Here is a 17,401-nt window from a genome sequence, read left to right as displayed (position 1 = left end):
CGGTTATTTCCCGAAGGGACACTTGGGGAAAGTGCAGGACTTGCAACCCAGGCAGTAGCCGCCTTCGGCCATGTCCGCCAGATCGCGGCGGGTGATGTCCAAGCCGGCCAGCAATCGGGGCAGAAGCAGATCCAGGCTGGTGGTCTTGTGAAACAAGGCGCAGGCAGGAACCCCGAGAACGGGAACATCGGTTTCGTTGTTGGTCAGCCGTCCCACCAGGGTCATGGCACCGGGCAGAACAGGCATGCCGTGCAGGGCATCGGTGAGTCCCGCGTCCAGCAGGCCGGGCCGGGTCACATCGCCGGGATCCACGGACAGCCCTGCCGTGGTGATGAGCATGTCGCAGCCCTGCTCCAGAAGCTCTTCCACGGCCTGGGTAATGGCGGCGCGGTCGTCCGGCACAACACAGGAGGCCGTGACCCGGGAGCCGAGGGCTTCGGCCTTGGAACGGATCACCGGTTCAAATTTGTCCTGCACAAGTCCTTTGAATACTTCGGTTCCGGTTACCAGAACGCCGATGTTCGCCGAGCGTAGCGGCAGCACCTCAAAGAGCGGGGCAGCGCCGAGCACGGCCAGGGCGCGTTGGAAACCGGCCTGAGGAAGGTAAAGGGGAATGGCCCGGCATCCGGCAAAGCCTTTGCCTTGTTCCACCATGATGGCGTGGTGCCGTGTGGCGCACATGACGTCCGGCACCATGTTGAAGGCACGCAGAATGTCGCGGTCAAGCCGCAGCAGTCCGGTACGTTCGGCGTGGAATTCGATTTTGCCTTCATTCGGCGTCTGCGTGTGGGTCACGCCGGGACCGGCCATGCGCCGGGCAAAGGCCAGCACCGCGTCGTTTTCATGCACCCACTCGTCGCCGGGGATGTTGTCCTCGGCCACGAATACGTGAGCACGGCCCATCTGGTGCAGGCGGCAGAGGTCGCCCACGCCGAAATTCTGGCCCGCCTTGAATTCCGGTCCCTTGGAGACACCGGGTTCAATGCGGGTCATGTCGTGCAGGGCGGTTTTGCCCACGGCCTCTTCCACAGGCACGGCCCGGAGCGGGGGCAGGGCGCGGTCGTCGCCATCGGTCCCCGGTGCCTGCCAAACGCCCAGGTACGGGGCTTCGCCCTGGCAACCACGGCAGATGCCGCCGTCGCTTGCGGGGTAGGCTTCGTTGCAGGCCGGGCAGATGCGGATTTCCCGCATGGAATGGCGCTGGAGCATGCGTTGCGGGATGGTCACGGGATGGGTGGAACAGATGGTGTGCCCGGCTTCTTCGATTTCCGCAAACAACCGATCGGAGTCCTGGTCCTTTTTGGGCTTGAGCTTCAGGAACCAGGAGCGGATTTCCGGCCAGTCTTCCAGACGGTTCGTATCCACGAAGATGCGGTGGCCTTCGCCGGTGAATTTGTCGTACAGGGACAGGGCGTAGCGGCCCAGGTTGATCACCTTCATCCAGCTGTTGCCCGTGGAGAGCGGCGTCAGAATCTGCACGGCGTCGGGCAGACATTTGCTGGTCTCCACCACGGCCTCGAAAAGAATATCCTTGGGCAGCAGACTGCGCGCCGCCTCCACCATGTATCCGCCGATGAGCAGACCCGGCGCGGGGTAGCCGTGAAAATCCTTAGCCTTTTGCTTGAATTCCTCAAAAGTGTGGGGTCCGATATTCATGTTCTGTGGTTTCCGGGGTTGGGGCGGTATGCAGGGCCAGTCGGGCCAGCCGCCAGGGGTGGGTGTAGATGTTCATGCCTTTGGGTTTGAGTCGCCCGATCAGGGTCATGCCTTTGCTGTGGGCCAATTCCACGGACGGGGCCGTGGCAACGGAAAAACCGGCCAAAAGGCCGATGCCCGCGGCAATGGCTTTGCGGGTCAACGCAAGGGCCAGTCTGGAGGAGAGCACAGCCAGGTCCACGCGATCAAGCAGCCCTTGGTCCAGAACCATGCCGATGGCCTTGTCCAGGGCGTTGTGGCGTCCAATGTCCTCGGCAAAGGCGAGCAGAGTTCCGCTACCGTGGAAGAGGGCGGCTCCGTGCATGGCTCCGGTGGCGCGGTGCATTTTTTGCTGTTGCTCGAAACGGGTCCGCAAAGTGAGCAGGCGCTTAGCACCGCGGGCCAGCAGAGCGTGCTCACCGCTTGTGGCCGCTCCGTAGCCAGATTCGTTCGGATCAGCGCATACCGTACCCGGACGTTGTGCGGGCCGGATCGTGGGTTCCAAAGTGACCTGGACAAGAGTTTGGGAAGTATACTCGCAAACCACCATTCCGGCAACATCACGGGCGGATTGAATCCAGCCCCTGGTGAACAGCGCGCCGAGCACGAGTTGTCTGTCCTTTCCAGGGGTTCGGCTGAGGTGGACGGACTCGCGTCCGGGTATCCGGATTTCCATGTCGCGTTCCATGCCGAGCACGTCGGGAGCGGTATAAAGGCGTCCGGCTTCGTAGCGCAGTAGCCGGGCATTGTCCGTATGCCCTGCCGGGGAGCGATCCGTCCAGGAGCGTTCCGGGACAGGGGCGGAAATGGCGGCGGAATTGGTCATGGCGCGTCCTTTTTGCAAAAGATTGTTCCGGTCCCGGGGTCAGTCCTGCGGCAGCACGTTCCAAATGGTACGAAATAAGGGCCGCAAGCCCCGCTCCCGGGCCACCATGTCCAGGTGCAGCAGCGCCAGGGGGACGGTCTCCAATGCCGGAACAGGGTCGAATTCCCGCAGGTCCACACACAGGGCATATCCGTTGCAGCTATGGCAGATCTCGATGCGCTCCCGGGCCGCGTCCCGGGCGAAGAGCAATTCGCGTTGCTCGGAGTCGGCCTGGCCGCAGCCGGGACAGGCGTCGCGCCGTATCCGCCAGTGGTGGCCGCACAGTCCGCAATGCAGGTGCTTGCGTCCGCCGCCGCTGACGATTTGTTCCGTATGCACCGGCTCCCGGGGTGAAAGGGTGGCAAAGGCGGGCAGGGAGCCGCAAATAGGACAGATCGGTTCTTTCCAATCCCCCCAGGTTTCCGGCTCGGGAAGGGTGGCCGCGGCCGCGCTGAGCACCGGGGAAAGCACGTGGTGCAGAAAAAAACCGAGGCGGCCAGGGTCAATGGCCGGTTCGTCGCGGCCCTGTTCCAGTGCTGTTGCCAGGCGGTTGAGAGCGGGTTCGTCCCCCTGGAGCAGGGGGAGCACCAGGTGGGCCGGTGTCAGGCCGGTGCGTTCCATCTGGTCGCGCAAAAGGGCTTCCAAATCGGGGCGTTCCAGGAGGGTTTCCAACACGGGAGCCATGCGTGCCAGGCTTTGGTCCAGGGGCTGGTTCCAGGTTGTCAGATCGTTACCGGTGAGCAGCGGGATGCCCTGGGCCTTGAATGTTTCGCCGTGGGGCGGCAGGGCGGGACAGGTGGGGGTCAGGTCGGCCCGCAGGGTTTCGGCATGTTCCAGCAGGGGGGCGAACACCTCGGTAAGTTGTCGGTAGGCAGGGCGTTCCTGGCAAAGGCGTTGCAGGCTGGAGCGGACCGAATCGGTGCGGAGCTGGGTGGAGGTGTTGGTGTGCATGGCACCTTCCTTGCGGGTTGGGGTGTGGTTCGGGGCGCGGCCCGAAGACCGCGCCCTTTTTTGGAGGGAGTGACGTCCCGAACTATCCCAGGCCGTCAGCGATCCGCCGCAGGGGTCGGCCCAGCACGGCAAGGAAGCTCTTGCGGTCCATGGGCCGCACCGGAACCAGAGAGGCCACGGCATAGTCGTGGTAGTTTTCCGGCGCGTCCGTGAGCAGGTAGATCACGTTCACGTCGTCGGGATCCGCGAGCATGGCTTCGGGGAAGGTCTTGCGCACCCGTTCCAGCCGTTGCGCGGCCAGTTTGAGCATCTCTTCGCGTTCGCCGAAGTTCATGGTTCCCGTGGGGCAGGCCTTGACGCAGGCGGGCAGCATACCGCTGCGCACGCGGTCGATGCACATGGTGCATTTGGACAACTGCCCGGTTTCGGGATCCCGCCGAGGGATGTTGTAGGGACAAGCGTCGCGGATGTCCTCGAAGTCCAGTTCGCTGAACTTGCGAGTGGCCTCGGTGAAGAGCACCGCGCCCGTGGCCTTGTCCTGTACGATGGCGTTTTCGTGGGTCATGTCCCCCACTTGCTTACACGGCGGGGAAACACAGTGGCGGCATTGATCCGGGAAGAAGTTCCAACGGATCACGTCGCCGTCCAGGTGTTCGCTGAAGCGCACCAGCTTATAGTTGTTGGGGTTCAGATCCTGGGGATTCTGGTGACTGCCCCAGCCGAACTGCGTGGTTTTGTTGGCCGGGAGTTCGTGCCATTCCTTGCAGGCGATCTGGCAGCCCCGACACGCGGTGCATCGCGATGTGTCGATAAAGAACGTCTTGGGCATGATCTGCTCCTTTGCAGGTCCGGGCGGCCTTGGGCCGCCCGGGTCGCACGTTAGGTGGCAAGCTCGGTGAGCTTGTCGGCCTTGCGGATGTTCACGCAGCAGGCCTTGTATTCCGGGATGGTGGTGTTGGGGTCGCCCACCGACGGCGTGAGCCGGTTGGTGGAGTCTCCGGTTCCGGGGGTGGTCCATCCGAAACAAAACGGCATGCCGATTTCGTGAACGATTCTGCCGTGCACCTTGAGCGGGCGCATGCGCACCGTGACCATGGCTATGGCCTCGACGCGTCCGCGGACGCTTTCGATGATCACGCCTTCGCCGTTGTTGATGCCTTTTTCCTTGGCCAGTTCCGGGCTGATCTCAACATAGAGCTGCGGCTCGGTTTCCAGCAGGTTGGGTACGTTGCGGGTTTCCCCGCCGCCGCACCAATGTTCGGTGACGTTGTAGGTGGTCAGCACGATGGGGAAGCGCGGATCCGCCGGGGGAGCCAGTTGGTCCATGTCGCTGTCAATGGCCTTGTAGCATGGGCTGCTGAGCTGGCCGGAGAACAGGTTGCTGTCCACCGGGGTTTCCACGGGTTCGTAATGTTCGGAGAAGGGACCGTCCTGCCGCCCGGGACCGAAGATCTGGCCGTAGCCGTGGCGGGACATGATGAACGGGTTGCGTCCCTTGCCCGTGGCCAGGGGGGGCCAGCCGCCGTCAGGTACATCCCCCACCCATTTGCCGCCCTTCCAGGCGATGACGGCCTTGGCCGGGTTGAAGGGGCGTCCCTGCTCATCCACGGAGGCGCGGTTGTAGAGGATGCGCCTGTTCACGGGCCAGCACCAGGACCAGTTGGGGTACAGGCCGATCTTGGCCTGCATGGGGGTCTGTTCCGCACTGCGCCGCTTGGACTTGTTGCCGTCTTCTTCGGTGTAGCTTCCGGCGTAGAGCCAGTTCAGACTGCTGGTGGAGCCGTCGTCGGCCAGGGCCGTGAAGGAGGGTACTTGCTGGCCCTTCTTGTAGAGCTTGCCCTTGACTTCCGTATCCCGGGTGAAGTGGCCGTTGATGCGTCGGCAGACTTCCTCGGCGTCATAGGATTGGGGCCAGTTCAGCTTGAGCAGCGCCTCGGGCAGCACGCCGCCGTCCTTGGCGTAGAGGTCGCGGACACGGTTGAGCATGTCCACGAACATCTGGCCGAAGTTGCGGGCTTCGTACCCGGGCTTGATGGCCTGGTAATGCCAGAGCAGCCAGCGGCCCGAGTTGGTCACGGAGCCTTCCTTTTCCAGCCGGTGGGCCGAAGGCAGCAGGAAGACCTCGGTCTTGTTCTTTTTGGGATCAACGCCGGGCCGGCGCCAGTTGTCCGTGGTCTCGGAGTGGTGCAGTTCCGCGGTTACCAGCCAGTCCAGGTTGTCCAACGCCTTGCGGACCTTGTTGGTGTTGGGCACCGAGTTCATGGGGTTCAGGCCGATGATGATGCCGCCGCGGATCTTATTCCGGTACATGCGGTCGAAAAGGAACATATAGGAATAGTCCTCGCCCTTTTCGATCTTGGGCAACAGCTCGTAGCAGAAGCCGTTGTCCTTGGTGGCGTTTTGGCCGAACCAGGCCTTGAGCAGGCTGGCAAAGTACTTGGGTTTGTGTTGCCACCAGTTGGCCGAGAGCGGATCATTGCTCACCGGGGTGTTGGCCTTGACGTACTCTTCGTAGGTCTGCCAGCCGTTGTGGGGCATGGCCATGTAGCCGGGGATGATGTGGTAGAGCAGGGTGTGGTCCGTGGAACCCTGTACGTTGGGTTCGCCCCGCAGGGCGTTGATGCCGCCTCCGGCCACGCCGATATTGCCCAGCAGAAGCTGGATGATGGCGGCGGAGCGGATATTTTGCACGCCCACGGTATGCTGGGTCCAGCCCAGGGCGTACATGACGGTTCCGGCCTTGTCCGGCTTGCCCGTGGCCGCGAAGGTTTCATACACGCGCTGGAGGTTTTCCTTGGAAACGCCGGTGGTGGCGGAGACCTTGTCCAGACTGTAGCGCGCGTAGTGCTTCCGCATCAGCTGGAAGACGCAGCGTGGGTGTTGCAGGGTCACGTCCCGCACGGGTACGCCGTTTTTGTCTAGCTCGAAGTCCCATTTGCTCTTGTCGTAGAGCCTGGTCTTCGGGTCATACCCGGTAAAGAGTCCGTCCTTGAAGCCGAATTTTTTACCCACCACCAGGGCGGCGTTGGTGTATTCGGCCACGTATTCCTTGAAGTAGGATTCACTTTCCAGAATGTAATGGATCATGCCGCCGAGGAAGGCGATGTCCGTGCCGGACCGCAGGGGAACGTGGAAATCCGAGCGGGCCGAGGTCCGCGAGAATTTCGGATCCACGTGCATGACGGTGGCGCCGGCGTCCTTGGCCCGCAGCACCCATTTGAACGAGATTGGATGGTGTTCGGCAGCATTGCTGCCCATGATAAGGATGGAATCGGCATTCTTGATGTCGATCCAGTGGTTGGTCATCGCGCCGCGTCCGAACGACTCTCCCAGAGCCGCAACTGTGGCGCTGTGTCAAATACGTGCCTGGTGGTCCATGTGGACGACCCCCAGGCCGCGCATGGCCTGATGGGCCAGGGCGCATTCTTCGTTGTCCGCGTGGGAGGTTCCGAGCAGGAACATGGATTCCAGGCGGTTCACGGTGTTGCCGTGTTCATCCTTGAGGATGAAATCTTTGTCGCGCGTTTCCTTAACGCGCCGGGCAATGCGGTCCATGACCCATTCCCAACTTTTTTCTTCCCATTTGTCGCTGTAGGGCGCGCGGTACAGGGGTTTTTTTACCCGGTGTTCGCTGGTGGTCATGGTGAACATGGCCGCGCCCTTGGCGCAAAGGGATCCTTCGTTGACGGGATAGTCCGGGTCACCCTCGGTGTTCACCAGCTTGCCGTTCTTGACGTAGCCGATGGCGTTGCAGCTCACAGAGCAGAACGGGCAGACCGTAAAGATCTCCTTGGCGCCGTCGATCTTGAGCTGCGCGGCATAGGCCTCCACCGGCGTGAGATCCACGCCGAGCTGACCCAGGGAAAGCCCTACGGCCCCCACTCCGGCCAGCTTGAGGAAATTTCTTCGATTACACTGCATTCACGACCTCCTTTGCCTGCTCCAAAGCCATTTCAGAGCAGTAGCCTTTCGTTGGGAATTGGAGATCATCGTAGCATTAAAATCTTTTATTTCAATATGTTATTATTAACATGTTGGGGCGTGTTCTCAGCCTCTTCCGTGGCGGTGTCGTTGAATTTCCGCACCTCAAGAGGAACCGCCCGCCGAGCCTGCTCCAAGGCAAAGCGCTCCACTGAAGCGAACCAACGCTCGTACTCTACGGCCAGGGTATGCCCATATTCCGTGAGTTGACATCCGGACCGGCGGCACCCATTGCGTTCTATAAGGTTGATGCCGAGCACCTGTTCTGTTTTTTTTATTTTGCCCCAGGCTGCCCGGTAAGACATGCCCAGGCTGGCGGCTGCGGCCGAAAGGGAGCCGCTGGTATGAATTTCGCGCAGCAGCAGCAAGCGGCCCATGCCGAACAGCACGCCCTGGTCGTTTTCCAGCCAGAGGTTAAGGCGCAACACCCCCCGGGGTCTGTCCGGGTGCTGCCGGGCCGTGTTGCCCTGGGATGCGACCGACTCGGAGAGGAATGTTGTTTGGTACATGCTGCCCCACAGTGGCTGAGTAGCCAGGCTCTAAATTATGTCTTTTTGAACATAAAAAAAGACTATAGACAGGAGCAATGAAAAGGCAATCGGTCTACTCTTGCTTTCGATTTGACACTGAGACCGTGTTCGGGGGGCGGACGCCGCAAGGTGCGGGGGCGAGGGGAGGAAATGGTGGTCCGCAATGAAAAAAAAGAGACCGGCCCGAAGCGCTCTCGGACCGGTCTGCAGGGGTTCGTCGGCTGTCGCAGGGCAGCCGCGGGGAGAGACGTTTTAAGCTTTGCGCACCTCGATGAAGTGCTCCTGCATGGAAACCGCACCGCCGGCCTTGTCGTACTTGGCAATGCCTTTGGGCATGAGCAGGTTGTCGGCCGCGCCTTTGCCTTTGGCCCGGCTCTCGCAGGGCAGGTCATGGCCGAAGCCGTGGATCATGAACACGCATTCCGGGTGGATGAACGGGGTGACAAAGGCTTTGATGCGGCCCTTGTGACCGTTATTACCCACCTCCACGTATTCTCCGTCCTCAATGCCCAGTTTCTGGGCTTCGTCGGCATTGATCCAGAGCGTATTTTCGGGCATGCGCTCAAAGAGGAGCGGGTTGTTCACGGTGTGGCCCTGGGTGTGCAGGGCGCAGCGGCCGAAGGTGATGCGGTAGCGGCCCTTGGGCGGGCGCTCCGGGGACTGGTAGGGCGGCAGCGAGGGCAGACCGCTTTTCTCCAGCCGGGGCGAGTGGACCTCGATCTTGCCGGATTCGGTCTTGAATGTGAAACCGTCCATGTCGCGGTACAGGGCTTCATCCGCCAGGGAAACCAATCCCGTGGCCTGGAAGTCCTCGATGGACACGCCCGTGCCGTCGAGCTGGAAGTTCCAAACATCTTCGACCTTGTCATAGGCCAGCTTTTCAATTCCCATCTTTTTGGCCAGCATGGCGTAGATTTCCCAGATGGCCTTGGTGTCGAAGCGGGGTTCCATGACCCGGGCGCGCCGGATGAACGAGGGCTTCAGTCCGTTCTTGGTGGCCAGGATGGAATCGCGTTCCAGGTAGGGCGAGATGGGCAGGACCACGTCCGCGAACCAGGCCGTGTCCGACCAGGTGAAGGTCACGGCCACGAGCAGATCCAGGTTGGCCCACTTGCGTTTGACGTCGTCGCGGTCCGGGAAGGCCATGAGCGGATCATGCCGATGGGCGATGTATGCCTTGATGGGATACGGCTCGCCGGTTTCAATGGCGTCGTAGGAGAGGTTTACCAGGCCCGGACCCGCGTCGAAGTGAGTACGGCCGTCCATCCAGCCCACGCCGTCCACGCGTTTTTCCTCGGGCTTGGGAAAGAGGTTCATGAAGCTGTTCAGCCCTTTGCGTCCCACGTCTCCGGGCTTGTTCATGATGGGCAGACCGCCCTTGGCTCCGATGCTGCCCAAAAGGGCGTTGATCAGGTAGGCCGTGCGGGACATGTAAAAGGAGTCCGAGTAGCGGGCGGTCATCCAGCCGGGATGCCAGAGCACGGCCGGGGCGGCCTCGGCCAGCTGGCGGCAGAAGTCGCGCAGGCGTTCGGCCGGAATGCCGGTTTCCTCTTCGGCCCATTCCGGGGTGTAGGGTTGGACAAAGTCCACCAGAACCTGGAAGTCGTTGAAATGCTTCTCCACAAAGGCGCGATCGTACAGCTTCGCATTGATCAGCTCATGGATGACGGCCAGGTTGAAGGCGTAGTCCGTACCGGGGCGGATCATATAGAAGTTGTCGGCCTTGGCCGCAGTGACGCTGGCGCGGATGTCGATACAGCTGATCTTGGCGCCGTTGGCCACCGCGTCCAGGGTGTTGTTCACCTCGGCCACGTTCACGGCCTCGAAGATGTTCCGGGTCTGCACCACGAGGTGCTTGGTGTTCTTCAGGTCGTAGGCCACGCCCTTGCGCCCGAATCCGAACACGGAAAGGGCCGCGTTCTGCACGTTGCGGGCGCATGCCGCGTCATGGTTGTTGTAGTTCGGGGTTCCGATGGCCCGGAGAAAGGCGCGGTGGAAGTCGCGGAACGGACCGCCGCGGTCCGAAAAAAGCACGGCGCGGTCTCCGTATTCAGCGCGGACCTTGTTGAGTTTGGCGGCCACGTAATCCAGCGCCTCGTCCCAACTCACCTTGCGCCATTTGCCTTCGCCGCGTTCCCCCTCGCGGATCATGGGATGCTGGGGGCGTTCATCGTCTTCGGTAAGGGCCACCCCGGCGGCACCGCGCGGACAGAGCGCTCCGGCAATGCCCGCTGCATGGGGGTTGCCCTGGATGTACACGCAGCGGCCGTTCTCCACCTCCGCCTCGATGGGGCAGCGCACCGAGCACATGCCGCAAATGCTGTAAACTTTTTCTTTTGCCATGGCTTCCTCCAAAAGATGCCGTCCGTGCCCGAAACCAACGGCGTACTCCCTCGTATACACCAAAACCGCAGGAAGTTCACCCGGCTTCCCGCAAGTGAGAGGTATAATTTTGCGTCAGATGTACAGGAAGTTGCGTAGGGGGAGAAGGTATGTGAAAAAAATAACATGACCAGACCGGGGGAACCCCTATTTCCCACCAATTTAGGCGGTCAAGCAATGAGAAAAAAATAACGAACGGGTTTCGACATTGACACCAATACGGCGTTATGATTCTAGACTGAATCATAGACGTGTGCCCGAAACGCACGGTGAAAAGCCTGTCGAGGTGAACAATGGCTGTTTACAGGATCAAATTGGACAAGAAGCGCTGCATCGCGTGCATGGCCTGCCTGGTCCACTGCAAGCAGAAGAATCAGGTGCCTGAGGGCTTGTCCCTGAATCGGCTCATGGCCGGACTGGGCGAGAAGGACGGCAAGCCCGTGCTCAAGGTCAAGTACCAGCCCTGCTTGATGTGCAAGAAACCGGAATGCGTTCCGGCCTGCCCCACCGGGGCCATGCAGAAGCGGGATTCCGACGGACTGGTGTTCATTGACGAGGATCTGTGCATCGGGTGCGGCGACTGTATTGAGGCCTGCCCCTGGGATGTGCCCGTTTTGGACGAGGCACGCGGCAAGGCCATCAAGTGCGACTACTGCATGGACCGCATCGAGGAAGGCCGCGATCCGGCCTGCGTCACGGGCTGCACCGCCCAGGCGCTGACCTTCGTGCGTCCGCAATAAGGCAAATCGGCAATGCGCGGGCGGTTTCCGTCCGCACGATGTATAATAGGATCATTCTAAGGAGGAAGGGATGAAATCCAAGAAAATGTATCTTCTTCTGGCGCTGGCCGTTCTGGCCGTGTGCCTGTTCGCCCTGCCCGCGTGGGCGAACGAACGTCTGGCCACGGCCATTGCCGAGGCACAGGCCAACATGCCGGACAAGGTCACCGGCGAACCCGGTTACCTGGGCATTCCCGGCGGTCCCCAACTGCAGTGGTGGTGGGGTCTGCTCTGGGCTGTGTGGGTTGGCTGGATCTTTTCCACCGTTGGTGCCTTCGGCGGCATCATGGCCGGTGTGGGCCACATCACCATGTACGGCCTGGGCGACTACGCCAAGACCTTCGGCAAAGACGCCAAGCTGAACAAGGTGCTCACCGACTCCATCCGCGTGTCCAACCAGTGGCTGGTGGGCTGCTCCGCGGCGCTGTCTTCCTTCAACTACTGGAAGGCGGGCCGTCTGGTGGCTCCTTTGGGCATCGCCCTGGCCATCGGTTCCGTGGCCGGTTCCTGGCTGGTTCCCTGGCTCACCGCCGGTAAGATCAGCCTGAAGGCCTACCTCGGTTACTTCGGTCTGTTCGTGCTCTTCCTGGGCTGCTACCTCTTCTACGAAACCACGCCTGCCGGTCAGGGCAAGAAAAAGGCCGCCAAGGCCGCTGCCAAGGCCTTCCAGGACAGCGTGAAGAAGCAGCGTGACGGCGGTGAAGTGGACATGTCCGAAATGGGCGTGAAGGTTCAGAAGTTCACCCCCACGGCCTGCGAATTCACCTTCTTCGGCGTGGAATTCAATTTCAATCCGGTCATCCCGGTGATCGGCGGCTTCATCATCGCGGCCCTGGCCTCCTTCCTGGGTGTCGGCGGCGGCTTCCTGCTGGTGCCGTTCCTGACTTCCGTGGCCGGTCTGCCCATGTACCTGGTGGCCGGTACGTCCGCTGCCGCCGTGTTCATCGGCATGATCAACTCCATCGCTTCCTACATGATGCTCAAGGGTACGCCGGTGCAGTGGTCCCTCATCGGCGCCGAACTTGTGGGTATCGTCATCGGTTCCATGATCGGCCCGCGCACTTCCAAGTACATCCCCGACGTTTGGCTCAAGCGACTCTTTGTGGTCCTGGCCTTGTACGTTGGTGTGCGCTACTGCTCCAAGGGCTTCCTGGGCTACAGCCTGGTGCCCCCCTTCTAGGCCGCACGGCAACCGTCACCTTCGCGGGGCCGCCCGAATTGTCGGGCGGCCCTTGCTTTCTTTGCCCCGCACGCCGCGACTTGGTTTTCCTGGCGGGTTTGGGTACAATACAGCGAACCACAACCGAGGAAACAGCAGATGGTCAGCGAATTTTACGCCTTCATCGACCCGGTGCTGATTGCGGCGTTCCGCGTCTTTGCCAACGAATATCTGGGCCTGGTCCTGGGGTTGGTCTGGGTGGCGCTTCTGGCCACGGTGTTGGGCGAACTTTGCATGGCCGGGGTGTATTTTTTCAATCGTCGCCACTTCGGTGAGATGCGCCGGGAAATGATCCGGCATAACAATCTTTCCATCCGCGCCCTGGGCTACAAGGACAAGGAAAGCTACAAGGCCTGCAACTCCATTGCCAACGAGGAGTTTGGCCGGAATTTCTTCTCCGGCATCGCCCTGTTCGCCTCCTCGGTCTGGCCCGCGTTTTTCGGCATGGGCTGGCTGGACTTCCGTTTCCACGGCGTGGAGTTCGTGCTGCCGCTCATGGGGACCGTGGGTGCGGGCTTTTTGTTCGTCCCGATTTACATTCTTGTCCGCATCGCTTTTCACAAGGCCAAGCCCTGGCTGCCGCTGTTCTCCTTTATCCGTCGCAAGATCAAGGAAAACGAGGGGGGCGAGGACTGGATGACCTACATGGACATCGTGAAAAAGGAAGAGGCTGCGGATTCCGTGGGGGCAACGGCGACGGAATCCAATGGTTCGTGCGGCACCCGCGGCTGAGCCGCAAGGCAAAGATCCATGGCAAAGCCCCCGATCCTGTTGCAGGATCGGGGGCTTTGCTGTGGTGGTGCTTGGACCTGGTGAGCGTTTCGTGTTTTGGACTGTGGTGGCGTTTGGTTAGCCCGGTTCCCCGTTTTCCTGGTAATCCCTTGCTTCCAGGGCATTGAAGAACTCGTCGGGATCGTCGGGCGCGAGCAGAATGCGGGTGTCGCTGGTGCGTACCAGCACGCCTTGATTCTTATTGCCCAGGACATGGGCTGTCTCGCCGTTTTTGATGGAAAAGACGCCGCAACGGTAGCCGCCGAATTTCATGCCCCGTTTGGAGTCCCGCACGGCCAGGTCATGGTCGCCGTTCAGCTCCAGGGAGCGGATTTCCTGGATGGCCTCCCAGGGGACGGCCAGGTCCAGAAAAGGCGGTCCCAGGACGTGCAGTCCTTCCTCACCGAGTCGCACCTCGGCCCGGGCCGGATTGACCAGCAGCATATACCAATAGAGCAGGGACAGGGGACCGGCCACGGCGATGAGGCAGATACCGGTCCAGGTCAGGCCCGAACGGAACGCCCAGGCCGTGGCAGCGGCCACCACGGCCACCGCCAGGAAGAACCCGAAGATGACCCAGCGGTTCATGGGAACCCGAAATACGCGCATGCCTTACCTCCGTAGACTGATGATGGCCCGAATGTAATACGTTTCCGGGGCGCGGTCAAAAAAGCGTTGGAATGGCCGACTTGTTCAGGTATCCTGAAAAAGGCTTTGCCGCGTTGATGCGCAGGGCTTGATTCTTTTTGATGGGAGAGAACATGGGGCAAAGGGCGCGGGTAGCCTGTTTCGCAGTATTCCTGATCGTTGTTTTCGGGTGTTTGAGCGGTTGCGGGGATGACGAGCCTTTTGTCCGGGTGGACCTTTCCCGCCGGGAGGAACTGGCGGCCCGTCCTCCACGGGAGGCCGTGACCTACGCGTATCTGCCCCAGTATTCCCACGCGGTTTCCTATGAGCGCCACCGGCAGCTTCTGGAATATCTGCGCCGCGAGACCGGACTGCCTCTGCGGCAGATTTTCCCGGACACGTTCGATGAACATATCGAAATGGTCAAACGCGGGGAAATCGACATTTCCTTTTCCAACCCCTTTGTCTACATCCAGCTGGCCCGGGACGGCGCACGCGCCTTTGCGCGCATTGTGGAGCCGGACGGCCGGCCGTTTTTCCGGGGGCAGATTATCTGCCGTTCGGACAATCGTTCCATCCATACCCTGCAGGACTGCCGGGGCAAGCGCTGGATCGCGGTGGATCCCAATTCCGCGGGGGGCTACCTTTTCCCGCTGGGATTGTTCCTGGAGCGCGGGCTGCGGGTGGACGATTTTTCGCAAATCGCCTTTGCACCCGGTCCGGGCGGTAAGCAGGAAAAAGTCGTGCTCTCCGTGCATTCCGGCACCTATGATTTGGGATCCATCCGCAAAGGAACCCTGGACATTCTGGCGGACAAGGTGGACCTCTCCAAGATTCGCGTGCTGGCCGAAACCCGCGACTACCCCGGCTGGGTGTACGCGGCGCGCAGGGGGCTTGATCCCGAGGTGGTGCGCAAGGTGCGCGAGGCCATGTTCGCCCTTGATCCTGCCCGTCCCGATGACGAGCGTATCCTGACCATTGCGGGGATGCGAGGCATTGTTCCGGCTGCGGACCACGACTATGACGAGGTGCGTGCGCTGGTGCGGCGTCTGGACGATAACGGCAGCAGCCCCGGGGAGGTGCGCTGATGCGGGTTATCTCCAGGCTTCGGTTCCGGTCCAAGTTGATCCTGGGCATCACTGCCATTGTGGTCTGTACGACCTTGGGGCTGACGCCGCTGGTGGCGCGCATGACGGCCACGGCCCTGTTGGACGAGAGCAAAAAACGGGGCGCGGCCCTGGCGGAAAGCCTTGCGGCCCGCGCTGTTGATCCACTGCTTTCCGGCGATTTGCTGCGGCTGAAAAATATGGTGGATGAGGCCGAAGACCTGGGCGAGGAAGTGGTCTACGCCTTTATTCTGGACCAGACCGGCTATGTGCTGGCCCAAACCTTCCAGGGCGGGTTTCCCGTGGATCTGCTGGCCGCGAACCGGGCCGGTCCGGACGCGAAAGCGCGCATCCAGCTGTTGGAAAGCGATCAGGGGCGCATTGACGACTTTGCGGCGTCCGTGCGGGTCGGCGGTGCCGATTTCGGGGAGGTGCGCCTTGGATTGTCGCGCAAGCCCATTCAAGGGCGGGTGAACCGGCTCATTTTGACCATGGGTACGCTTTCCGCAGGCGGATTGGCTCTGGCCATTGCCTTGTCCACGGTGTTTGCCAATAAGGTCACCAGCCGCATCGGCCGGTTGCGGGAACACGCCGAGGACATGGTCAAAGGCGATTTGGATCTGCATTCCGCACCGCCGGCCAAGCGCAATTGCTGGGAGATTATGGATTGCGGACTCAAGGCCTGCCCTGCCTACGGCGATACGGACCGGCGATGTTGGTATCTTGCGGGAACCCAGTGTCCGCAGTGTCGTTCCGGGGAGGAGTCAGCCGGACGCGACTCCTGCCGTAATTGTCCCGTATACCGGGAGAACGCCGGGGATGAAATTCAGGATCTGGCCGAGACCTTTGACGCCATGGCCCTGAGTCTTAAGGCCTACATCGGGGAACTCAAGGAAGCGGAGCGTGTGCTCTCCAACCAGGAGCGGCTTATGCGCACCATTCTGAACGTGACCCCGGATCTGGTGTCCCTGGTGGATACGCGCATGGTCTATCAGGCGGCGAACACCGCCTTTGCCGCGTTTGTGCAGCGCGATGTGCGTGATATCCGCGGCAAGACCGATTTTGATATTTTTCCGGAGCACCAGGCCGAACAACGCCATCTGGAAAGCCGGGACATCCTGGCCACGGGCCGGCGCCTGGATCGCCAGGACTGGATCGACAGCCCCCAGGGACCGCGCTGGTTCCACACCGTGAGCATCCCGGTGCGCGACCAGGAGGGCGGCATCACCGGACTGCTGCGCACGGACCGGGATTTGACGGACCTGAAGCGCTACCAGGAACAGCTTATCCAATCGCAAAAGATGGAATCCGTGGGCAAGCTGGCCGGGGGGGTGGCGCATGAGATCAATACGCCCCTGGGCGTGGTGCTGGGGTATGCCCAGCTGCTTATGGAGGACGTGGAAGAAGGCTCCCAAATGCATCAGGATCTGGCCACCATTGCCAAGCAGGCCAAGGTCTGCCGTAAGATCGTGGCCGACCTGCTCGGATTTTCCCGTCAGGCCGAGAGCGAAAAGCGCGAAATGTGCTTCAACAACTCGGTCATGGAGGCCGTGAGCCTGGTGCGCCATACGTTCGAGATGGACAAGGTCACCATTGAAGAGCGTCTGGACGACCGCATGCCCATCATCTACGGCGACCCGGAAAAGCTCAAGCAGGTCTGGATTAACCTGCTCAACAACGCGCGGGACGCCATGGCCTCCGGCGGCAAAATAGTGGTCAAGACCGTGCTGGACACCCCCGCGCAAAAGGTTACATTGTGGCTGGCGGATACGGGAACCGGCATCGGCAAGGAAGACATACGGCAGATTTTCGACCCGTTTTTCACCACCAAACCGGTGGGCAAGGGAACGGGGCTGGGGCTTTCCGTGTCCTTCGGCATTATTGAGGACCACGGCGGTGAGATCCATGTGGAAAGTCCGGCGCCTGAGGAATTCGCGATTTCGGACTCCTCCGGCACCGGACCGGGAACCGTGTTCATCGTGGACTTGCCCCTGGATCATGAAAGCATGGTGGAGGCGGGCAGCCCCGCCATCAAGGATGAAATGGAAGCGACTCCGGCCACGACCGAAGGCGGGTAATGCGAATTCACAGGACGGGCGTTCGTGGCGTCCGTTGAGCAGGGAGAAAGGCTTTTATGGCTGAAATCATCGTGGTGGACGACATCTCCGACGCCGGAGTGCTGGTCAAGCGTATTCTTGAACGCAAGGGACATACCGTGCATGCCTTCACCGAAGAGGAGGAGGCCATTGCCCATGCCGCGACCCGGCAGGCCGATCTGGCCATCCTGGACATCAAACTCAAGAAGATGACCGGGGTGGAGGTGCTGGAGGAACTTAAAAAAGTGCGGCCGGAAATCAAGGCCATCATGCTGACGGGCTACCCCACGTTGGAAACCGCCCGTGAGTCCCTGCGGCTGGGAGCCAGCGAATATTGCGTCAAGCCCATCGACAAGGACGAGCTGGAGGCCAAAGTGGCCGAAGTCCTGGGCGGCTGAT

General features: G+C 61.3%; 14 protein-coding genes. 6 read left to right on the top strand and 8 right to left on the bottom strand.

From position 1 onward, the window contains the following. Positions 1-3: 3 nt before the first annotated feature. The 7 genes from B5D49_RS07340 to B5D49_RS07305 all read right to left on the bottom strand — a co-directional run bounded on the left by B5D49_RS07340 (position 4) and on the right by B5D49_RS07305 (position 10,365). Positions 4-1,656 carry an FmdE family protein gene (locus B5D49_RS07340; RefSeq protein WP_078717039.1) on the bottom strand — a complete coding sequence of 551 codons (1,653 nt, stop codon included), beginning with the start codon at positions 1,654-1,656 and terminating at the stop codon, positions 4-6. Then, positions 1,631-2,521 (bottom strand): formate dehydrogenase accessory sulfurtransferase FdhD, encoded by an 891-nt coding sequence (locus B5D49_RS07335; RefSeq protein ID WP_078717038.1) that lies wholly within the window; start codon positions 2,519-2,521, stop codon positions 1,631-1,633. The genes B5D49_RS07340 and B5D49_RS07335 overlap by 26 nt, the downstream gene beginning before the upstream one ends. Positions 2,522-2,560: 39 nt before the next feature. Beyond that, a complete protein-coding gene (locus tag B5D49_RS07330) occupies positions 2,561-3,511 on the bottom strand; it encodes a formate dehydrogenase accessory protein FdhE (protein WP_078717037.1) in 951 nt (316 codons plus the stop codon). An 82-nt stretch (positions 3,512-3,593) separates the two neighbouring features. Next, complete coding sequence (locus B5D49_RS07325) at positions 3,594-4,340, bottom strand: 4Fe-4S dicluster domain-containing protein (RefSeq protein ID WP_078717036.1); 747 nt, start codon at positions 4,338-4,340, stop codon at positions 3,594-3,596. A 50-nt stretch (positions 4,341-4,390) separates the two neighbouring features. Then, entirely contained in the window at positions 4,391-7,432 is a 3,042-nt protein-coding gene (gene fdnG, locus B5D49_RS07320; protein ID WP_144019264.1) for a formate dehydrogenase-N subunit alpha, read from the bottom strand. 86 nt (positions 7,433-7,518) lie between these two features. Further along, on the bottom strand, positions 7,519-8,001 hold the full coding sequence (locus tag B5D49_RS07310; RefSeq protein WP_078717033.1) for a winged helix-turn-helix domain-containing protein: 483 nt from the start codon (positions 7,999-8,001) through the stop codon (positions 7,519-7,521). 273 nt (positions 8,002-8,274) lie between these two features. Then, positions 8,275-10,365, bottom strand: coding sequence for a molybdopterin-dependent oxidoreductase (locus tag B5D49_RS07305; RefSeq protein ID WP_078717151.1), 2,091 nt, complete (start codon positions 10,363-10,365; stop codon positions 8,275-8,277). A 332-nt stretch (positions 10,366-10,697) separates the two neighbouring features. Here B5D49_RS07305 and B5D49_RS07300 point away from each other — a divergent pair, with 332 nt between their 5' ends. From B5D49_RS07300 to B5D49_RS07290, 3 genes are all read left to right on the top strand, one after another. After that, positions 10,698-11,144: a 4Fe-4S dicluster domain-containing protein gene (locus B5D49_RS07300; RefSeq protein ID WP_078717032.1), complete on the top strand. Its 447-nt coding sequence runs from the start codon at positions 10,698-10,700 to the stop codon at positions 11,142-11,144. Between the two features lie 70 nt (positions 11,145-11,214). Beyond that, the gene (locus tag B5D49_RS07295) at positions 11,215-12,363 is read left to right on the top strand and encodes a sulfite exporter TauE/SafE family protein (protein WP_078717031.1); all 1,149 of its coding nucleotides are present in this window, start codon (positions 11,215-11,217) and stop codon (positions 12,361-12,363) included. 138 nt (positions 12,364-12,501) lie between these two features. Then, positions 12,502-13,134: a hypothetical protein gene (locus tag B5D49_RS07290; RefSeq protein ID WP_078717030.1), complete on the top strand. Its 633-nt coding sequence runs from the start codon at positions 12,502-12,504 to the stop codon at positions 13,132-13,134. A gap of 117 nt (positions 13,135-13,251) precedes the next feature. Here the strand turns inward: B5D49_RS07290 and B5D49_RS07285 are convergent, their stop codons facing one another. Beyond that, on the bottom strand, positions 13,252-13,782 hold the full coding sequence (locus B5D49_RS07285; protein ID WP_078717029.1) for a PH domain-containing protein: 531 nt from the start codon (positions 13,780-13,782) through the stop codon (positions 13,252-13,254). Positions 13,783-13,934: 152 nt separating this feature from the next. On the opposite strand from B5D49_RS07285, the gene B5D49_RS07280 reads away from it, so the two are divergent. The 3 genes from B5D49_RS07280 to B5D49_RS07270 are packed head-to-tail and all read left to right on the top strand — an operon-like array spanning position 13,935 to position 17,400. Continuing rightward, on the top strand, positions 13,935-14,888 hold the full coding sequence (locus B5D49_RS07280) for a phosphate/phosphite/phosphonate ABC transporter substrate-binding protein (protein WP_078717028.1): 954 nt from the start codon (positions 13,935-13,937) through the stop codon (positions 14,886-14,888). Beyond that, the gene (locus B5D49_RS07275) at positions 14,888-16,984 is read left to right on the top strand and encodes an ATP-binding protein (RefSeq protein ID WP_200806775.1); all 2,097 of its coding nucleotides are present in this window, start codon (positions 14,888-14,890) and stop codon (positions 16,982-16,984) included. Before B5D49_RS07280 ends, B5D49_RS07275 begins: the two co-directional genes overlap by 1 nt. Positions 16,985-17,040: 56 nt before the next feature. Next, complete coding sequence (locus B5D49_RS07270; RefSeq protein WP_078717026.1) at positions 17,041-17,400, top strand: response regulator; 360 nt, start codon at positions 17,041-17,043, stop codon at positions 17,398-17,400. Position 17,401 lies beyond the last annotated feature (1 nt).

Origin of the sequence: Paucidesulfovibrio gracilis DSM 16080, from assembly GCF_900167125.1 — a bacterium.
Lineage (GTDB): Bacteria > Desulfobacterota > Desulfovibrionia > Desulfovibrionales > Desulfovibrionaceae > Paucidesulfovibrio > Paucidesulfovibrio gracilis.
This window is presented reverse-complemented; position numbering and strand designations above follow the sequence as displayed.

What these genes read in the sequence shown, in the direction of transcription:
- B5D49_RS07340 (WP_078717039.1), bottom strand. Translation starts at nt 1,656, where the DNA reads ATGAATATCGGACCCCACACTTTTGAGGAATTCAAGCAAAAGGCTAAG.
- B5D49_RS07335 (WP_078717038.1), bottom strand. Translation starts at nt 2,521, where the DNA reads ATGACCAATTCCGCCGCCATTTCCGCCCCTGTCCCGGAACGCTCCTGG.
- B5D49_RS07330 (WP_078717037.1), bottom strand. Translation starts at nt 3,511, where the DNA reads ATGCACACCAACACCTCCACCCAGCTCCGCACCGATTCGGTCCGCTCC.
- B5D49_RS07325 (WP_078717036.1), bottom strand. Translation starts at nt 4,340, where the DNA reads ATGCCCAAGACGTTCTTTATCGACACATCGCGATGCACCGCGTGTCGG.
- B5D49_RS07310 (WP_078717033.1), bottom strand. Translation starts at nt 8,001, where the DNA reads ATGTACCAAACAACATTCCTCTCCGAGTCGGTCGCATCCCAGGGCAAC.
- B5D49_RS07305 (WP_078717151.1), bottom strand. Translation starts at nt 10,365, where the DNA reads ATGGCAAAAGAAAAAGTTTACAGCATTTGCGGCATGTGCTCGGTGCGC.
- B5D49_RS07300 (WP_078717032.1), top strand. Translation starts at nt 10,698, where the DNA reads ATGGCTGTTTACAGGATCAAATTGGACAAGAAGCGCTGCATCGCGTGC.
- B5D49_RS07295 (WP_078717031.1), top strand. Translation starts at nt 11,215, where the DNA reads ATGAAATCCAAGAAAATGTATCTTCTTCTGGCGCTGGCCGTTCTGGCC.
- B5D49_RS07290 (WP_078717030.1), top strand. Translation starts at nt 12,502, where the DNA reads ATGGTCAGCGAATTTTACGCCTTCATCGACCCGGTGCTGATTGCGGCG.
- B5D49_RS07285 (WP_078717029.1), bottom strand. Translation starts at nt 13,782, where the DNA reads ATGCGCGTATTTCGGGTTCCCATGAACCGCTGGGTCATCTTCGGGTTC.
- B5D49_RS07280 (WP_078717028.1), top strand. Translation starts at nt 13,935, where the DNA reads ATGGGGCAAAGGGCGCGGGTAGCCTGTTTCGCAGTATTCCTGATCGTT.
- B5D49_RS07275 (WP_200806775.1), top strand. Translation starts at nt 14,888, where the DNA reads ATGCGGGTTATCTCCAGGCTTCGGTTCCGGTCCAAGTTGATCCTGGGC.
- B5D49_RS07270 (WP_078717026.1), top strand. Translation starts at nt 17,041, where the DNA reads ATGGCTGAAATCATCGTGGTGGACGACATCTCCGACGCCGGAGTGCTG.